The organism is Cyclobacterium lianum (genome assembly GCF_900143075.1).
GTDB classification, from domain to species: Bacteria; Bacteroidota; Bacteroidia; order Cytophagales; family Cyclobacteriaceae; genus Cyclobacterium; species Cyclobacterium lianum.
The window spans coordinates 48,682-65,874 of record NZ_FRCY01000014.1 but is presented as its reverse complement, the minus strand read 5'-3'; the positions used below and the strand labels follow the sequence as shown (position 1 = coordinate 65,874).

Here is a 17,193-nt window from a genome sequence, read left to right as displayed (position 1 = left end):
CTCCCTGAATTTCCAAAGGGTACTGATGAATAAATACTGGAACCGATCTTTCCATCTGGATCCAAAGCCACTTCCCCTTCTTGTATTATTCGAAAAGGATGGATACATTTAGAAGATCCAAAAGAAACAGTTACGGATTGAATTTGAAACCTATGAAAACGGTGAAATTATCGAACAATATTATTTTTTTGCTGGGTCTCGGGTTTTTATGCCTGACCAACCTGGTTTTTGCGCAAAGTCCCTCGCTACTGGAAGTGAACCCGCCAGACGGGCCTTCAGATGATCAGGTCAGGGCAATTGTAAATGTTCGCCTGATAGATGGGCTGGGAGGGCCGCCTCAGGAGAATGCTACTGTGCTGGTAAAAGGAAACCGGATACTCGAAGCAGGACCGGCAGATCAGGTAAACGTTCCTGAGGGAGCGGAAAAAACGGATGGCACAGCAATGAGCCTGCTGCCGGGTTTGATAGATTCGCATTTACACAACGTCAATAACAACAAGGCCTTACATGCCATCCTTACCAATGGGGTGACGACTGTCAGGGATCCCGGACACCCTTTTCGGTTTTACCAATCCCTGCATTTTGCGCAGGCAAAAATGCCACGGGTGTACCTGACAGGAGCTCATCTGGACGGGTATCCGGGGGTCTATCTGGATCAGGCCGCGCTGATAAGGAGTCCGGGCCACATCAGGTCACTGATCGGAGACTATGTAAAACAAGGAGGATCCGGCATCAAGATCTATTTCAGGCTTCCGCTGAAGTACTATGAGACAGTCTTACAGACGGCCGATTTTTACCATATTCCGGTGGTAGCGCATCTGGAACTGGTAGATGCGGATGATGCTATACTTGCCGGTTTGCGAGGGGTGGAGCACGTAACTTCTTTTGGCACAGCACTGGCCGACCCTGAGGATGCCAGGGAATTCAGAGAAGGCGTTCAGGCAGATAATAATTACCGAAGGGATGGCCGGTACCTGCTTTGGTCAAAGATAGATTTGTCCGCTGACCGGGTGAAAGAGGTACTTGACCTTGCCGTAAAAAATAAGGTAGTACTATCACCTACCCTGGCCACCTTTGAACGGCAAGCTGGCGACGTGGAGTATCAGGCAAAAGCTTTTAAGAACATGCTTGATTTTGTAGGGATGGCACATCAGGCCGGAGTCACCATTGTTACCGGTTCCCACAATTCCGGCAAATACGCACAACGCGGTTTGGCCTACCAGCGAGAGATGGAATTATTTGTGGAAGCCGGTATGAGCCCCCTGGAGGCCATTTCCAGCAGCACCATCCATAACGCCCGTTATTTCCGAACCCAGGACCGCCTGGGAAGTATTGAACCCGGGAAGCTGGCCGATCTGATCCTGGTAGCAGGTGACCCCTCCGTGGATATCAAAGCCATGTACGCCATCAAAAAAGTAATGCTTAACGGAGAATGGGTGGATAGGGAGGAAGTAGTCGAACAGGGGTTGTGAGGAGAAATTATATTGATTGAATTAATTTTGTAAACATCTGCTTTCTCCATTATTTTATCAGCTCAAAGTTTAAGTAACTCTGCATTAATTTAAAATGCTTGTCAAAACTGAAAAGGGATAATCTTTGATGTATTACTTGTTGCAGAATGATCAAATCAGGAATACCGACCTTATTAACACCTTTTTGAAGATTTAAAAGTTGGTATTTTTGGATGAGTTGCCAATCAATGGAAAGGGGAATCATTTCTAATTCAAGGAGGTTTTCCAGGATATCATATCTGCCTTTATGTTCCAAAAAAGGCGATAACTCCGTCAAAATTAATTCGTTTGTACATACCAGGTCTTCGGTTATCATCCCATCGAGAATAGGAATATTTCCAGACTTGAAATAATCAATCCAGACCGAACTATCCACCAAAACCCTGTACCCAGACAAACTATCGCTTTCTAAGCTTATCCAGGTCAATTTCCAGATCAATTGTCCCTTTGTAGCTGATCAATCGCTTTCTTTTTATGCGTGCTATTTGATCTTCCAAGGCCTCTTTTATCAACTGGCTCTTCGTTTTAGCACCAGTAAGCTCCATAGCTTCTTTTATTAGCTTTTCTGGTATTTCCAATGTAGTTCTCATAATTATTGATGTATAATGGCATAAAAATATATGCTAATTTAAACATGATTTATGAAAATTAAAGTTCAAATTCATAGTAAATAACAGTCGAAAATTAGAACGCAAACTTAAGAGGAGATTGATTCACAATCTGGTTCGCATGCCTTTTGATTTCGACCAGGCTATTGGTAATGTGATTCATGGAGTACTCCCATTTCTCAGTCTCTAAGTCCCCCAGTCTTCTAGTCACTCAGTCACTCAGTCACTTCGTCCCTCCGTCTCTAAATCTCTTCCTCCCTCAGCCTCCCTCAATCTGGCAAGAAGCATTTTAAGGCCTTTTTCCATGATCTTTTGCGTTTTTTTTCCTAGCTTAATCTCCTGTGCCGCATACCTTTTACAAATACCATAAAATACCAGACAAAATGAAAGCAATCTTTTCAATACTGCTACTACTGACATCAGTCCCCCTGTCGCAAGCCCAGGACAGGCTTTCGGGCAAGTCCTTTGCTACCCGCTCTGAAGTACTCGCCACAAATGGAATGGCGGCCACCAATCATCCGCTGGCTACCCAAATTGCCATTGACATACTTAAGCGTGGAGGAACTGCCGTGGATGCAGCCATTGCAGCCAATGCTTTTTTAGGATTTGCCGATCCCGGGAATAATGGTATCGGGGGCGATTTATTTGCCATTGTCTGGGATGAGGAAACGCAGGAATTATATGGACTCAATGCCAGCGGAAAATCACCGGCTAACTTATCAGTAGATCAATTCAAAGCCGAGATCGAAGCGGGTAAGAGCCGTACTAAAGGTCCGCTGTCTGTTACAACTCCCGGTACAGTGGGTGGTTGGTTTGCGCTGCATGAGAAATTTGGAGCCTTGGAATTCAGCGATTTGCTGCAGCCCGCCATCAATTATGCCAGGGAGGGTATTCCGGTTTCCTCCGAAGTGTCGGATAATTTTTCCACCGTCAATCTGGGGCCAGGTAATCCATCATTTGAAGCCACTTACTTTACCAGTGAAGGCAGGCTTCCCCATCTCGGGGAGCTATTTTCAAATCCGGACCTGGCCAATACCCTGGAAATCATTGCGGAGCAGGGGAGGGATGGATTCTATGCCGGGGAAGTTGCCCAAACCATCGCCGATCAGGTACAAATGGAGGGAGGCTACCTCAGCGCAGAAGATCTGGCAAACAATGCGCCCGAGTGGGTTGATCCGGTATCGATCAATTACCGGGGATACGACATCTGGGAAATGCCGCCCAATGGGCAGGGGATGGCGGCGCTTCAGATGCTGAATATCCTCAAAGGCTTCGATCTGGCCAGCATGGGTTACGGCAGTGCAGCCCATATCCATACCTTTTTAGAAGCCAAGAAATTGGCCTATGCGGACATGAGCACCTACTATGGAGATCCCAATTTCGGGACGATTCCACTGGAGCAGTTATTATCGGAGGAATATGCAGCAGAACGCAGAAAATTGATTGATCCTGAAAGGGCAGGAGCGTTCGAGGAAGGGTTAACATCCGGAGACCACACCATCTACCTGACAGTTGCGGATGGGGATGGCAATATGGTCTCCCTGATTCAAAGCAATTCGGCGCTCTTTGGTTCCAGAGTCGTTCCGGCTGGATTGGGTTTCGTGCTTCAAAACAGAGGTGCCGGATTTATTTTAGAAGAAGGGCATATCAACGTCTACGCACCCGGCAAGCGGCCATTCCATACGATTATTCCTGCTTTTGTGACGAAGGACGGTAAACCCTTTATGAGTTTCGGCCTGATGGGCGGGGACATGCAAACGCAGGGACATGCGCAGATCATCATGAATATCATCGATTTTAAGATGAACCTGCAGGAAGCAGGCGATGCCCCCCGGATTTATCACCGGGATGAGAATTTAAAAAGTGGCGGTACCTACCTGGAGTCAGGATTCGATTACGAAGTGATCCGGGACCTAATGGATAAAGGTCATACCCTGCGAATGGGAAAGGGTATTTTCGGTGGCTACCAGGCCATCATGCTCAAGGATGGTGTGTATTATGGGGCTTCCGAATCCAGAAAGGACGGACAGGCTGCGGGGTATTAGAGGTTTGTCCAATGCCTGCCTTTTACGAGCAGTCCGGACAAGCCATAACTTGGTGTTAAGGGTTAAAGAGGCTGGTACCGTAGTGGGTTAATCAGACCAGTTGTATGGCATTTAGGCTTGTATTGGGTATTTAGGTAATTGTTAAGGGTTAAATGAAGATAAAATCTTACTTTGTAATTGTTTGCTAGATCTTTTGCATAAGTATCACCACCATTTTTTTGGTATTATCGCCTTATACTCCCCAATGAAAATACAACAAAAAAGCCAAACACCGGATACCCATCCAGGTAGCCCAGGTTAAATATTACCTGTATCACTTTACATTAGGGGTATTATACTAGAAAGACAATTTTCCCTATCTTGTCCAAAAAAAGCCTATGAATCTGGACAAGGAATTACAAAAATCGATTGATAGTTTAAGGTGGAAGATTGATACCTTCTTTGTTGTCGGCATAGTACTAGCTGTCGCAGCTTTAGGTATTTACATTTCACACCTTATTTTTCCCTCCGAAATAAACGAATTTTTTGACGATGAAGGCACTGACATTGTTAATGGTTTTACAGTGCTTTTAGCCTCCCTTTCCGGAGTCCTGTTCGTCTACATCGCCTTCCTCGGACAGCAATGGCAAATGATCTACCAGCAGCAGGAGCTACGGGAAAACATGAAGGAAATGCAGGAATTAACAGCACAAAACAAAATACAAGGTAATGCGCTAAATGAGCAGATCAATAAAATGGACCGCGACTTCGTCCACCAAAACTTTTTTCGAATTCTGGAACAGCATTTTAATATTAGGGATAGGGTTAAATTTTCGTATAGTTTGGAGCCCGGGACATTTAGTAAGAGAAATACAGAAGGTAGGGGAGAAGATGGATTTGAAGCCTACTTCCGGAAAGTAGTACTCTGGGTTGATGATGAATCCGGGTGGGGTAAAAAAATGACTGAGTTCGACAAGCAGTCATTTTTTGTCGAAAATGGGTATCCATGGATATCTAAAAGAGATGATATAAAAAATATAGGCAATCCAAAAAACTGGAATTTCTACGATATTGTATTTGCAAACGACCTGACTTATGATGAGATAAAGTTTTTGATAAGGGTTGTCATAACAGAATCTGGATTTGGTCCTTATCTGCGATCATGTTATTACCTTTTCAGCTATATGTACCATAATTCTCTGGATGAATATTTGGACGCAGTGGAAGCTGGAATGAACCGCTTCGAACGGTCTTTTTTATTTTACCAAATCGCCACAAGATTTGAAGTAGACAATAAACTAATTTTAAAAATTTGGCTGATGGAACATCGATTTCTTGCCAATATTGAACCCAAACACTTACTCTCACCCGGACACAAAGGCCTTCTCTACCCAGAAGGAATCGGTCCAGAATACAAAAAAATACACAACCCTCATCCATAACTCCTCGATCTACTTTTTTCTATCTCCCCTCAATCTTGCCCCTGAGCGACAGCGAAGGGCAATCAATCTTTTTCAATCTCCTTCAATCTATTCCATCCAGCCAAAAGCCAACAGCTAACAGCCAATAGCGCCTGTCCCACCCCCATCCCTCTAATCCCGCCATTTTCGATTAACCCCACAGCGAAAATATCCCTGGAAAAGAAGACCAGTACGCTATTTGATGTTCTCCAGAAGAGGAGTCAACTTCAGACCGTCATATCCCTGAGAAATGTCCCTGATAAAACGATTCGCTGGTTAATGAAGCGCCTCAGGCCGCGGCAACACAAAAAAACCGGCCCAACTCAAGATTGCTCTCAAATTGGGCCGGTTTGTAGTTGGCCGACCAGGGCTCGAACCTGGACTCTTCTGAACCAAAATCAGACGTGTTGCCAGTTACACCATCGGCCAATACGCAAAAAAAGGAACCTCCCCCTTTTTTAGTGTCACAAATGTAGCAGGACTTTTTTTTTAATGCAACTCCCACCTGTAAGAATTTTTCCCGATCAAATTTAATGACCTTACGCTCAGATGTAAATTCTGCGTGTAGGCGAAAATATCCGAACTGGTGCAGGCCGGTCCAGGACCGTACTTCCATAGAAAAAGACTTGTTTTTTTCCTTTTTATTTTTCTTAAAACTAATCTTTCGGCCAAAGTAATAATTGACCATATAAACGGATCATTTTAGCACTGACATAATTGAATTTGGTTTGGTAGTATTTCGTAGCCATTTTTCCAAAAAATATTCCGATAGTATCTATACCGTTTAGCTCAATTCCGTTCCATGAAATTTCATTTACCGCTTTTCACCTTTCTATTTGTCTTTTTTAACACGGCTTCACTTTTTGCCCAGCAAAATTTTACCGGTACGGTTGTTGACAGCCAAACCAAGGAGCCCCTGTTTGGTGCCTATGTTTTTCTGAAGGATGCCCAGGGGGAGACATTGAGCTCTTCCTATACCGATTTCGACGGCAAGTTTCAAATCAAAAAGCCGGGGCTGAATGAATTTCTCATTGAACTGTCATTTATAGGTTATCAAACCTACCAGGAGCTGGTAAAGGCACCGCAGGGCAATGATTTGGGTACTTTTGAAATCTTGAGTGACGGGCAGGAAATGGAGGCTTTTGAACTTTCTGCAGATGCCCTAACCGGGGAAGTACGCGGCGATACAGTGGCTTTCAATGCCAATGCGTTCAAAACCCGGCCCCAGGCGGATGCAGACGAACTGGTTCGTAAAATGCCCGGGGTGGTGATTCAGAATGGGGTGATTGAGGTACAGGGAGAGGAAGTGATGGAAGTCCTGGTGGACGGAAGGCCCTTTTTTGGAGACAACCCGGCCGCAGCCCTGAAAAACCTTCCGGCACAGGTAGTGCTCAAAATTGAGTTTCTCGACCAGAGGAGTGATGAGGCCCGGTTAACGGGCTTTGATGATGGGGAGACTACCAAAACCATCAACATCATCACCAAGCCCGGTATGCGCGCCGGCCGTTTTGGGAAATTTTATGGTGGATATGGTACAGACAACAACTATATCGCTGGCGGAAACATGAACTTCTTCAATGAAGCACAGCGCCTTTCCATACTCGGGTTGAGCAATAATATCAACCAGCAGAATTTTGGGGAAGATGAATTGGGCAATATAGAAGGGGATGACAGCCGCAGGGGCGGAAACGAGCTGGCTGTGGGTGAGTTGCCCGGTATCACCAACACGAATGCGATAGGTGTCAATTTTTCCGATGAGTACCAGGATGAGAAACTAAAGGTGACCGGTAATTACTTGTTTAATGACCGGGACAATGTACTCAACCGCAGTTCGTCAAGGGAATATATCCTGCCTAATGACAGCTTGCAGATTTACGAAGAGGACCGAAACAACCAGACCCGGACCCAAAGTCACCGTATGAGTGCCCGGATTGATTACAATATCAATGAGCGGCATGCGCTTATCCTCAGGCCGAGAATCGGGCTGGACTACAGAAAGTCCACCAATATCCGGGATGCCCGAAACCTGTTTGACGCCAATACTCCTATCAGCAGCAATATCAATACAACGACCTCAGAGCGGCAGTCGCTGAACTTTAGGAATTCGCTGAACTACAGGTACAATTTTACCAAAGAGGGCAGGGCATTGTCTACCTATGTGTATACCAGTACCTACGATAGCGACAGCAATTCCGATCTGGTAGCGGTAAACGAAAACTATCAAACAGGAAACATCGACTCCCTGATTCAGTTCAGGGATAATATCTACTCCAGTTTTTACTACAGCAGCGGAGTGAGTTATTTCGAGCCGATCAGTGAGCGGTCCCGTTTGAGGATCGGATACCGCCTGTCTAACAATGCCTCTGATACGGATCAGGTGGTAGAGGTCCAGGATGCAGAGACGGACATGATCCGGCTGGACAGCGCATTGAGCAATCGCTTCGAAAACCAATACATGACCCATAGGGGGCGATTGGGATACAGTTACAATTCTGAAAAATTATCCCTTTACAGTACAGTAAGTTATGAGTCGGCCCTTATCGACAGCGACCGTTTGTTTCCGGGATTCGAAAACACCAAAAGAAATTTTTCCAACATACTGCCAAGATTAGTCGTCAATTATGATTTGGGCGAGTTTAGCAATATGCGGGTGGATTACAATACGGATACTGATGCTCCCTCCATCCGGCAGTTGCAGGATGTAATCAGCAATTCCAATCCCCTGCAGATTTCCAATGGCAACCCGGACCTGGTGCAGGAGTACAGCCACCGGCTGTTTACCCGGTTCCGGAAGATCAATCCGGAAACCAACCGCTCGCTCATGTTTTTTCTTTACGGCAATATCCGGAACAATTACATCGGAAACGAAACCTTCGTTGCCGCAAAAGACACACTGATCCAGAATGATGTGCTCCTGAATCAGGGCGGTCAATATACCCGTCCGGTGAACCTGGACAATTATTATGTATTCAGACTATATGGAAGTTATGGATTCCCGTTAAAATTCATGAAAAGTAACCTGAATATCAATTCCTCCTATACCGTACGCAACCGCCCGGGCATCATCAATGGTCAGGAAAATTTCAATACCAATACTACCTTTAGTCAGGGGATCAACCTGAGCAGCAATATCAATGAACGGGTTGATTTCAACCTATCCAGCAGGGGTGGTTTCAACACAGTCCGCAGCAGTTTGCAGGAAGACCTGGACAACAACTATTACACGCACCGTACCCGTGCGGACCTGTTTTGGAATTTTCTCGGAGGGATTTTTATGGGAACTAGCGTGAATCACCAGGTGTATTCCGGTTTGGGCGAAGGCTTTGACAGAAGTATCATGCTCGTAAACCTGGATTTGGGATACCGCATTCCCCCAAGCAATAAAACTGAAATCAAGCTAACGGTATTCGACCTGCTGAACCAAAACGTGAGCATAGACCGGAATGTAACCGATGTGTATATAGAAGACGAAAGAACCCAGGTCTTGCGCCAGTTTTTTATGCTCTCCATAACCTATAACCTGAGGAGATTTGGGGGTTATGATATGGCACTGTAATCGGAGGAGCATTTAGGTACGGGTCAATACCATTGAATGAGCATCCGGATAGCTGGGGCATGCACGACGGGCTTACTCTGTTTCCGTAATTTCTACTTTATAGATTTTTACAAAATCCTCTTCTTTATCAGCATTTAGTCTGGATAGCCACCAAAGCTCCCCTTCCCGTACCAAAAATTGTACGTAATCCAGGGATTGCGGCAGGGGAAGTTGTTGGATGTTTTCCCCATGATGATCCATCAGGAACAGGGCTGGCTCATATTTTCCGGCAATGCTCTCCATGAAGCTGCTGTTTTCTTCGCGGCTGCTGATTGCTTTATACCTCTCTCTATCAGCTACATCAAATCCCCGGCTGACCGTTGCCAGCAAATGGTCCCCAAACGCTTTAAGGGTATGCGTCCTGCCAGCAGATTGATCCACAGTAATGGATTTGGGGTCGGCTTCAGCCCTTTCAGTTCCCTGTCCTATGCGGTAATTCGGGTAAGCGATGGGATTACGCTCCAGGAGCTGGTGGGGAGGATGAATATCATATACATTCAGGTGCGGATCAGTCCCGGCAATAACCAGCAGTTTGTCATCCAAAACCGTAAACGTCGGGCTCATATCCAGAATTTCAAATGCTTTTCCAGAGCTTCTGAATGGGCTTTCTGCTTCCAGATGGATGATGCGCTCTGCTGTCCTCTTTTTAGGGTCAAATTTTACCAGAAGTTGGAATTGGTCATAATATTCGTCTTGCGTTTTGTTGTATTCACCCCAGGCTACAAGGCCTTTCTGGAAAAAAATCCCTTCATGTTCGATCAATTCCGCATCTGCTGCAGCACGACCGGAAAAAAAGGGCACCTCATCCTGGAAAGCCATATGGTAGGCCAACTCGCCCCGGGCATCAAATTCGAAAAAACCTTTCTGTGAAATCAGGAAAATACGATCGTCCTCCTTTATTTTAGCGGTACTCCACAAATACAGACCATAGCTGCCCTTTTCATCCCCTTGTTTGTCCAGGCTTAGCAAGTGATTACCGTCAAAATCGGTCAGCAGGATAATGCCTCTCTGCCTGTCGTAAAGTAACACCCGCTCCCTGGATGGATCCACATCCATCAGGTCCAGTAATCCGGGATAGTCAATACGAATGCTGTCGGTTATTACCAGAGAAAGGGATGTACCCTCCGTTTGCTCCTCCTGTTTGTTTTGCTGCTGCTGACAGGACAAAGCAAGAAGGAAAATCGAAAATGTAAATAGAACGCAAGGTAAGGGGAGGAGTTTCATAACTAAATTTTTGACTAACCTAATGGTTTAATTGGTAAATCGCAAATTGCCCTTGATGTACTATTGATTTTTTGTCTTGCTGAATAAAAACAGTATGGTTATTGCTTAGTCAGATATCTTTACATTTGCGTTAACATGAAACAGCTATTGGATACCATAAGGGATTGCAGGCTTTGCGAGGCGCATCTCCCCTTGGGTCCCAGACCGGTACTGGCGGCAAGCAGGAAGAGCAAAGTACTGGTAGTCGGACAGGCTCCGGGCACCAAAGTGCATGCCACCGGAATCCCATGGAATGATGCCAGTGGGCGGGAACTAAGGCGCTGGATGGGTGTGGATGCCGAACTTTTTTACGATCCTGAGGTTTTTGGAATCGTGCCCATGGGCTTTTGCTACCCGGGCAAAGGCCAAGGCGGAGACCTGCCTCCCAGACCGGAATGTGCGCCCACCTGGCACGGAGCCATCCTGGAGCAGATGCCTGATGTTCAATTGACCCTGTTGATTGGCCAGTATGCCCAGCGGTATTACCTGGGAAAGGAAGCAAAGAAAAATCTTACCGAAACAGTACGCCATTTTACCGATTACCTGCCGGGATTTTTTCCGCTGGTACATCCCTCCCCCCGAAATATCCGCTGGCAAAGGAAAAACCCCTGGTTTGAAGAGCAGGTGGTCCCGGAATTGAAACATAGACTGGCCATGATTATTTGAAAGACAGTAATCTGACCGGGCTGATTTCCGTATTTTTCTTAGCCCTTAAAGTTCAAATTAGCTAACTTTAATACAGTAATATTCTTAGATCCCATTAGCCAATGCACCCTGCACATCTACAGAAACTCCCAATAAACTGTTCTAAATGCACCTTTGGCATCTTTATAATGGTGTTGGTTTTGCAGGCCTGTTCGGAGCAGCCTATCAATGATGTAGGCAGCGGGGAAGCACCTGACCCCACAAGGTTCACCTACGAAACAATTGCAGATGGGCTGGATGAGCCGTTGCAGCTGGAATTTGATGTGCAGGGGAATGTTTATTTTATCGAGCGGACGGGAGCGGTCAAAATGATAGCGCCAGGCGGTGGGAATGTAAGCCTCTTGGGAAAGGTTGCCCTGGCAACGGAAAAAGCCCCGGGTCTTATCGGGATCCTGCTGAATAGGGATTTTCAAGAAAACCGGCAATTATTTCTCTATTACTCGGCATTGGAAGATAAGGGAGAGTACATGCGGTTAAGCCGTTTTACCCTGGATGGATCAGGACAGATGCTGTCTGATACGGAAGTAATCCTGTTGCAAGTTCCCTGGGAGCAGCCCGATGGCGAGCACTTTGGCGGAGGGATGTGCTGGGACCTGGATGGTAATCTCCTGCTGTCCGTCGGCGGGGACTCGGCGCCCACAGCTTATGCCCCGCTGCCCTTTTCCAACGAGGGTGGCAGAGGGCAGGATTCAGGCAGGACTGCCGGCAATTCCAATGATTTACGGGGGAGTATTCTCCGGATCAGTCCCCAGCCAGACGGCAGCTATACCATCCCTGCCGGAAACCTATTTCCGAAAGATCATCCCAAAGCCCGTCCTGAAATATACGTTATGGGTAACCGCAACCCATGGCGTTTATCTATAGATTCTCAGACGGGATTTCTCCACTGGGGGGAGGTAGGCCCTGATGCCGGAGAGGATTCCGATGAGTTTGGTCCCATGGGATATGACGAATTCAATGTGGCCAGGGAAGCAGGTAACTTTGGCTGGCCATTTTTTATTGGAAAAAACCGTCCCTACAACCGTTATGATTATGCCACCAAAGCTTTTGGTGATGCCTATAACCCGCAAATACCCGTCAATACTTCTCCCAACAATACAGGTCTGGACTCCCTCCCGCCAGCCCGGCCGGCCTTGCTTGCCTATCCCTACCGGGTGTCTGAGGAATGGCCCATATTAAGGAGTGCAGCAAGATCTGCCGTGGGTGGACCGGTATTCCGGCAGTCGGATTTCCGGGAGGGCACTCCGGGTCGCTTTCCTGCCTTTTTCGAAGGAAAGTGGCTGGTTACTGACTATGTGCGTAACTGGATCATGGTCCTGGAGATGGACGAGGACCGCCGCAAAGTAACGGACATCTGGCCGCTTATGCCTGCAAACAGGCTGCAGCACAAGCAACCACTAGACATGGATTTCGGACCGGACGGTGCTTTATACCTGGTAGAATATGGCCGCGCAGGCCAGGGTAGGCTGTCCAGAATAAAATACAATGCCGGAAACAGAAAGCCGATTGCCCATGCTTCTGCAAGCCGAACTGCAGGTGGAATGCCGCTGAAGGTCCGCTTGTCATCCGCCGGATCGGTAGATCATGATGGGGACGAGCTAAGCTATCACTGGGTCATCCAGCCCCTTGGAGGAGGAGAAACGATCAATTCCGATGAGGCTCAGCCTGAAATAACCCTCGAGCGTGCCGGGCGGTACGAGGTCAGTCTTACAGTGCGTGACTCCGGGGGAGAAATGGACCAGACCTCCTTTGAGATCCTGGCAGGAAACCACAGGCCGGAAGTAAGCATCAACATCAGACAGGGCAACAAGTCTTTCTTTTTTCCCAACCAGCGCATAGCGTATGAAGTAAAAGTCGAGGATCAGGAAGATGGAAGCACCGCAGAAGGTACCTTGCCTGAAAATGAGATTTCCTTTACCGCAGAGTATATACCTTCAGGCATTCAGAAGGAAGAGTTGAATCGCATGGAAGAGAGAGGCCTAACCCGTGGCGGAACCTCCATCCGGCACCTGAAGGCGATCGCGTTGCTGCAGCAATACAACTGCATGACCTGCCACCAGATCGACAGCAAACTGGTAGGACCCTCCTACCGGGAGGTATCTCGAAAATATGCCGGGCGACGACATGCAGAAGACACGCTGTTTAGCAGCATTGTCCGAGGCGTTTCGGGAAAATGGGGCGAATCTGTAATGCCCCCGCATCCCATGTTGGGCGCAGCAGAAACCAATCAGATCATTGATTATATCCTCAGCCAGGGCCAGGATAAAGGCGTAAATCAGGAGCTGCCGCTTAAGGGTGAATTTGTCTTAACTCCCCGTGAGCTAACCGGTCCGGTGAGCAGGCTGGGCAAATTTTTTACATTCGATTCCGAACCCGGATCCTATGTGTTTCGCGCGTCTTATGAGGACCAGGGTGTTCCTGAGAGTGAGGACCTGCGCCTTAGGGGTAGCGAATTCCATTTGTTGCGCTATCCCATTTTGGCACCCGAAACTGCTGATAGCTTATCTGAAGCCGGCATTTCCTATACGCCATCCACTGATGATCCGGGTTTTATGATCACAGGTAAGGGCGGATTTCTTGGATTCGAAGCAATTGACCTGACAGGGGTGGCTTCAGTAAATATTGGGGCTGTCACCCGCTTCTGGTATTGGTCCCATTACATAGGAGGCACGGTAGCCCTGCGCCTGGGATCTCCGGATGGCAAATTGATGGGGACTCCATTTAAAATTATCCCACCCGCAGATGAAGACGATAAGGGACCTTTCTTTGGAGAGGCGGCAGGAAAGCCAGTTTCGGTAGACCTTTCCGATGTGGAAGGCGTTCACGATATATACATCGTAATCTCCAATGAAGACGCCCGCGAAAGTGACGCACTGATGATCATGACCGGAATAGAATTTATCCCTGAATAATGCCATGCCGATAAGACCTTTCCAATACAGGCGCAGCAATCCGAGTCCATGCAGGCTGGTGATTTTTTGTTTGCTGATTTTCTTTGTTTGCGGATGTAAACTGAACCAAACATCTGGGAATATTCCCGGGGGATTTTCCTCACTGGTAATCGGATCATCGCTTGAGGGCTGGCACAAAAGCCTTACTACTCACCACGGTGTGTCCGGAAATTTTTTTACAGAGGATGGGACTATCGTATTAAAACAGAGTCCTTTTGGGCAAGGGGGTATTTTATTGACCAATGAAAAATACGAGGATTTTGAATTGCATTTTGAATTCAAAGCAGATCCCGGCACCAATGGGGGACTGCTTTTCCGGTCCACCGAAAGTGGTTCGGCCTACCAGTTGGAATTGGCAGGGGATGGAGGCAAAGGCACCGCAGCCCTTTTTGGCGAAATGTTACGTGTGGAAAAGACGGTCCCGGCACCAGACCTGTCCGGGATTTGGAAAAAGGGAGACTGGAATCTATTTCGTATGCGTGTGAGCGGGGAAGTGCCTGAAATCAGCCTGTGGATAAACGGGAAGCCGATTTGGCAGGTTCAGATGGAACAAAACGACCTGCACGCGGGAAGCACCACAGGTTTTGTTGGTTTGCAGCTTCACTGGAGTTCCACGCTTGTGCCCATTCCCGGAGGCAGCTGTTGTGGCTATTCCTGGCGGCCGGATGCTGCCCACAGATACCGGAATGTGTACATCAAAGAACTTTAGTATGAAAGGGGTAATTTGGATCATGTTATCAATGGCAATATCATCGCCAGCATCAAAGGCGCATACCTGGCAAGTTTCGGACAAGCCCTTACCAAAGACCAAAACCAATGTGATAGGGATGCAGTTTGAGAAAATTCCTGCCGGAAGCATGATTGCAGGCAGGCTGGTATTGCAATGTCCCGAACCTCCCGACGACAGGAGAGTCCCGGTGGAAGAACGCTGGACGGAGGAGGATTACCAGCGCTGTCAAACCCTCGCCGCCAGAGATTCCAGACCTGGATTCCGGGTGGCCATCGACCGTGATTTTTACATCGGGAAATTTGAAGTGACGCAATCTCAATGGCAGCAGGTGATGGGCGTAAATCCGGCTTTTTTTCAGCGCGAAAACATCGGAGAAGACACTGGCAATTATCCTGTAGAAAATGTTACCTGGGAGGATGTACAGGTTTTCATTTCCCGGTTAAACAAGCTGGACGGGACCGCGACTTATCGGCTGCCGACGGAGTTTGAGTGGGAATATGCCGCCAGGGCAGGAGCAGAGTCACCCTTGTCCTGGCAGGAGACGAGGCTTCAGGCCTGGATTCAGGATAGCGATCAGGGCAGCACCCGGGCAGTCGGAGAGATGAAGCCCAATGCCTGGGGGCTTTATGACATGCTTGGGAATGTATGGGAGTGGGTAGCAGATTTTCACAACGGAAAAACCTTACCTGATTCCAGACCACCTAAACGTGGTCTGGTGCATGTGCTTAAGGGAGGAAGCTTTACCTCAGATGTGGTCAATGCTACCTGGTATTTTCACGGTGGCGGTCCCGGTAACGGATTTGACGTTGGCTTTAGACTGGTGATGGAACCGATCTGATGAAGATCTCTTTTTCACCGAATAATATTTTTTGCCTGTTGAAATAAAAAAATGTATTTTGAGGCATGGAAAGAAAAAACAGGCGTTCATTTTTGAAAAAAGCAGGTTTGGCCGCTTCATCAATGCTGGTGGCACCGACCCTTATACCGGGCTCTGCCCTGGGAAAAAACGGATTCACTGCCCCTTCCGACCGCATTACCCTGGCCTTTATCGGTGCAGGAAATCAGGCGGGTAATGATGTGCGGGGTTTTTTGCCGGACGACCGGGTACAGGTGACAGCTATTTGTGATGTAAATAAAATCGGTCCGGGGTATTGGAATGGAAAAATAGCCGGGCGGGAGTATATCCGGAAGCTGGTCGATGATTTTTATTCGGAAAAGCACGGTAAGAATTACCGCTCAGCCGAAGGCTACACCGATTTCAGAGATGTTTTGGAAAGAAAGGACATAGATGCAGTGGAGGTGGTCACGCCTGATCATTGGCATGCCATCCCCGTGATGATGGCTGCCGCTGCCGGCAAGCACATTTATTGTCAGAAACCCCTCTCTCTGACAGTGGAGGAAGGGCGGGCCATGAGCGATGCGGTTCGTAAATATGGTGTTCGCTTTCAGACAGGCAGCCAGCAACGTTCCAGTCATCATTTCAGGAGGGTATGCGAGCTGGCCAGAAACGGCCGGTTGGGGACACTTCATACGGTCACTTGCGGGTTACCGGGAGGCACACCGGATTTTGGAAAGACCGGGCACCTGACGGAGACCATCCCTGTGCCGAAAGATTTTGATTACGACATGTGGCTGGGGCCGGCACCAGAAGCGCCCTACAGCCCCTGCAGAACCCATGTGAATTACCGATGGATCATGGACTATTCCGGCGGCAATGTGACCGACTGGGGTGGTCACCATCCCGATATTGCCCAATGGGGGATGGGTACCGACCACACCGGGCCGGTAAAAATCCAAAATGCCCAGGCAGTCTGGTCCGACCATCCGGTATGGAATACGGCAGTCAGGTTTTATTTTGAATGCATTTATGAAAATGGAGTGAAACTGATCGTCCAGAGTGACAAGGACTTTGGAGTTACTTTTGAAGGAACGGAAGGTAGCGCATGGGCTATCCGGGGCGAACATAAGATCAATCCGGAAAAACTCGCTGATACAGCAATTGGGCCAAACGAATCCGTTTTGTATGTGAGCGAAAACCACTACAGCAATTTCATCGATTGTATCCAATCCGGAAAGGAGACCATCGCTCCGGCAGAGGTAGGCCATCGCTCCATTACCCTTGCTCATCTGGGTAATATCGCCATGATGCTGCAGCAAGATCTGGATTGGGATCCTGCAAGTGAACGCTTTACAGGGAATTTTGCCGCCAATCAACTGCTTTCCAGAGAGATGCGGGAACCCTGGGGAACCTTATTCAGGAAATATAAGGTTTGATTGCCTACCCCATGCTTTACCATTAATTTTTGATGCCTTTTTTCATACTGACAAGGGGTCATTAACATGACA

General features: G+C 47.7%; 12 protein-coding genes and 1 tRNA gene. 9 read left to right on the top strand and 4 right to left on the bottom strand.

Features of this window, described 5'->3' with window-relative positions; genetic code table 11:
* The first annotated feature begins 152 nt into the window (after nucleotides 1–152).
* Nucleotides 153–1,472 (top strand): amidohydrolase family protein, encoded by a 1,320-nt coding sequence (locus BUB19_RS18550; RefSeq protein ID WP_178371534.1) that lies wholly within the window; start codon nucleotides 153–155, stop codon nucleotides 1,470–1,472.
* Nucleotides 1,473–1,521: 49 nt separating this feature from the next.
* Here the strand turns inward: BUB19_RS18550 and BUB19_RS18545 are convergent, their stop codons facing one another.
* A complete protein-coding gene (locus tag BUB19_RS18545; protein WP_218588578.1) occupies nucleotides 1,522–1,938 on the bottom strand; it encodes a PIN domain-containing protein in 417 nt (138 codons plus the stop codon).
* Nucleotides 1,910–2,101, bottom strand: a complete 192-nt coding sequence (locus BUB19_RS18540) for a type II toxin-antitoxin system VapB family antitoxin (RefSeq protein ID WP_073096609.1) — start codon at nucleotides 2,099–2,101, stop codon at nucleotides 1,910–1,912. The genes BUB19_RS18545 and BUB19_RS18540 overlap by 29 nt, the downstream gene beginning before the upstream one ends.
* Nucleotides 2,102–2,502: 401 nt before the next feature.
* Between BUB19_RS18540 and ggt the strand changes: the two genes are divergently transcribed.
* On the top strand, nucleotides 2,503–4,164 hold the full coding sequence (gene ggt / locus BUB19_RS18535; protein WP_073096607.1) for a gamma-glutamyltransferase: 1,662 nt from the start codon (nucleotides 2,503–2,505) through the stop codon (nucleotides 4,162–4,164).
* 377 nt (nucleotides 4,165–4,541) lie between these two features.
* On the top strand, nucleotides 4,542–5,585 hold the full coding sequence (locus tag BUB19_RS18530; protein ID WP_073096604.1) for a hypothetical protein: 1,044 nt from the start codon (nucleotides 4,542–4,544) through the stop codon (nucleotides 5,583–5,585).
* A 374-nt stretch (nucleotides 5,586–5,959) separates the two neighbouring features.
* On the opposite strand, the gene BUB19_RS18525 is transcribed toward BUB19_RS18530, so the two are convergent.
* A tRNA-Gln gene (locus BUB19_RS18525) sits at nucleotides 5,960–6,032 on the bottom strand.
* 373 nt (nucleotides 6,033–6,405) lie between these two features.
* Between BUB19_RS18525 and BUB19_RS18520 the strand changes: the two genes are divergently transcribed.
* Nucleotides 6,406–9,159 (top strand): TonB-dependent receptor, encoded by a 2,754-nt coding sequence (locus tag BUB19_RS18520; RefSeq protein ID WP_073096601.1) that lies wholly within the window; start codon nucleotides 6,406–6,408, stop codon nucleotides 9,157–9,159.
* Between the two features lie 72 nt (nucleotides 9,160–9,231).
* On the opposite strand, the gene BUB19_RS18515 is transcribed toward BUB19_RS18520, so the two are convergent.
* Complete coding sequence (locus BUB19_RS18515) at nucleotides 9,232–10,422, bottom strand: hypothetical protein (protein WP_143156096.1); 1,191 nt, start codon at nucleotides 10,420–10,422, stop codon at nucleotides 9,232–9,234.
* A 135-nt stretch (nucleotides 10,423–10,557) separates the two neighbouring features.
* Between BUB19_RS18515 and BUB19_RS18510 the strand changes: the two genes are divergently transcribed.
* The 5 genes from BUB19_RS18510 (at nucleotide 10,558) to BUB19_RS18490 (ending at nucleotide 17,121) form a co-directional block, all read left to right on the top strand.
* The gene (locus tag BUB19_RS18510) at nucleotides 10,558–11,127 is read left to right on the top strand and encodes a uracil-DNA glycosylase family protein (RefSeq protein WP_073096595.1); all 570 of its coding nucleotides are present in this window, start codon (nucleotides 10,558–10,560) and stop codon (nucleotides 11,125–11,127) included.
* Nucleotides 11,128–11,294: 167 nt separating this feature from the next.
* Nucleotides 11,295–14,078, top strand: coding sequence for a PQQ-dependent sugar dehydrogenase (locus BUB19_RS18505; RefSeq protein ID WP_178371533.1), 2,784 nt, complete (start codon nucleotides 11,295–11,297; stop codon nucleotides 14,076–14,078).
* Nucleotides 14,079–14,136: 58 nt separating this feature from the next.
* Nucleotides 14,137–14,826, top strand: coding sequence for a 3-keto-disaccharide hydrolase (locus BUB19_RS18500; protein WP_218588577.1), 690 nt, complete (start codon nucleotides 14,137–14,139; stop codon nucleotides 14,824–14,826).
* Nucleotide 14,827: 1 nt separating this feature from the next.
* The gene (locus tag BUB19_RS18495; protein ID WP_245802902.1) at nucleotides 14,828–15,685 is read left to right on the top strand and encodes a formylglycine-generating enzyme family protein; all 858 of its coding nucleotides are present in this window, start codon (nucleotides 14,828–14,830) and stop codon (nucleotides 15,683–15,685) included.
* 65 nt (nucleotides 15,686–15,750) lie between these two features.
* Nucleotides 15,751–17,121 carry a Gfo/Idh/MocA family protein gene (locus BUB19_RS18490; protein ID WP_073096587.1) on the top strand — a complete coding sequence of 457 codons (1,371 nt, stop codon included), beginning with the start codon at nucleotides 15,751–15,753 and terminating at the stop codon, nucleotides 17,119–17,121.
* Nucleotides 17,122–17,193: the final 72 nt, after the last annotated feature.

What these genes read in the sequence shown, in the direction of transcription:
- BUB19_RS18510 (WP_073096595.1), top strand. Translation starts at nt 10,558, where the DNA reads ATGAAACAGCTATTGGATACCATAAGGGATTGCAGGCTTTGCGAGGCG.
- BUB19_RS18530 (WP_073096604.1), top strand. Translation starts at nt 4,542, where the DNA reads ATGAATCTGGACAAGGAATTACAAAAATCGATTGATAGTTTAAGGTGG.
- BUB19_RS18515 (WP_143156096.1), bottom strand. Translation starts at nt 10,422, where the DNA reads ATGAAACTCCTCCCCTTACCTTGCGTTCTATTTACATTTTCGATTTTC.
- BUB19_RS18505 (WP_178371533.1), top strand. Translation starts at nt 11,295, where the DNA reads ATGGTGTTGGTTTTGCAGGCCTGTTCGGAGCAGCCTATCAATGATGTA.
- ggt (WP_073096607.1), top strand. Translation starts at nt 2,503, where the DNA reads ATGAAAGCAATCTTTTCAATACTGCTACTACTGACATCAGTCCCCCTG.
- BUB19_RS18540 (WP_073096609.1), bottom strand. Translation starts at nt 2,101, where the DNA reads ATGAGAACTACATTGGAAATACCAGAAAAGCTAATAAAAGAAGCTATG.
- BUB19_RS18520 (WP_073096601.1), top strand. Translation starts at nt 6,406, where the DNA reads ATGAAATTTCATTTACCGCTTTTCACCTTTCTATTTGTCTTTTTTAAC.
- BUB19_RS18490 (WP_073096587.1), top strand. Translation starts at nt 15,751, where the DNA reads ATGGAAAGAAAAAACAGGCGTTCATTTTTGAAAAAAGCAGGTTTGGCC.
- BUB19_RS18495 (WP_245802902.1), top strand. Translation starts at nt 14,828, where the DNA reads ATGAAAGGGGTAATTTGGATCATGTTATCAATGGCAATATCATCGCCA.
- BUB19_RS18550 (WP_178371534.1), top strand. Translation starts at nt 153, where the DNA reads ATGAAAACGGTGAAATTATCGAACAATATTATTTTTTTGCTGGGTCTC.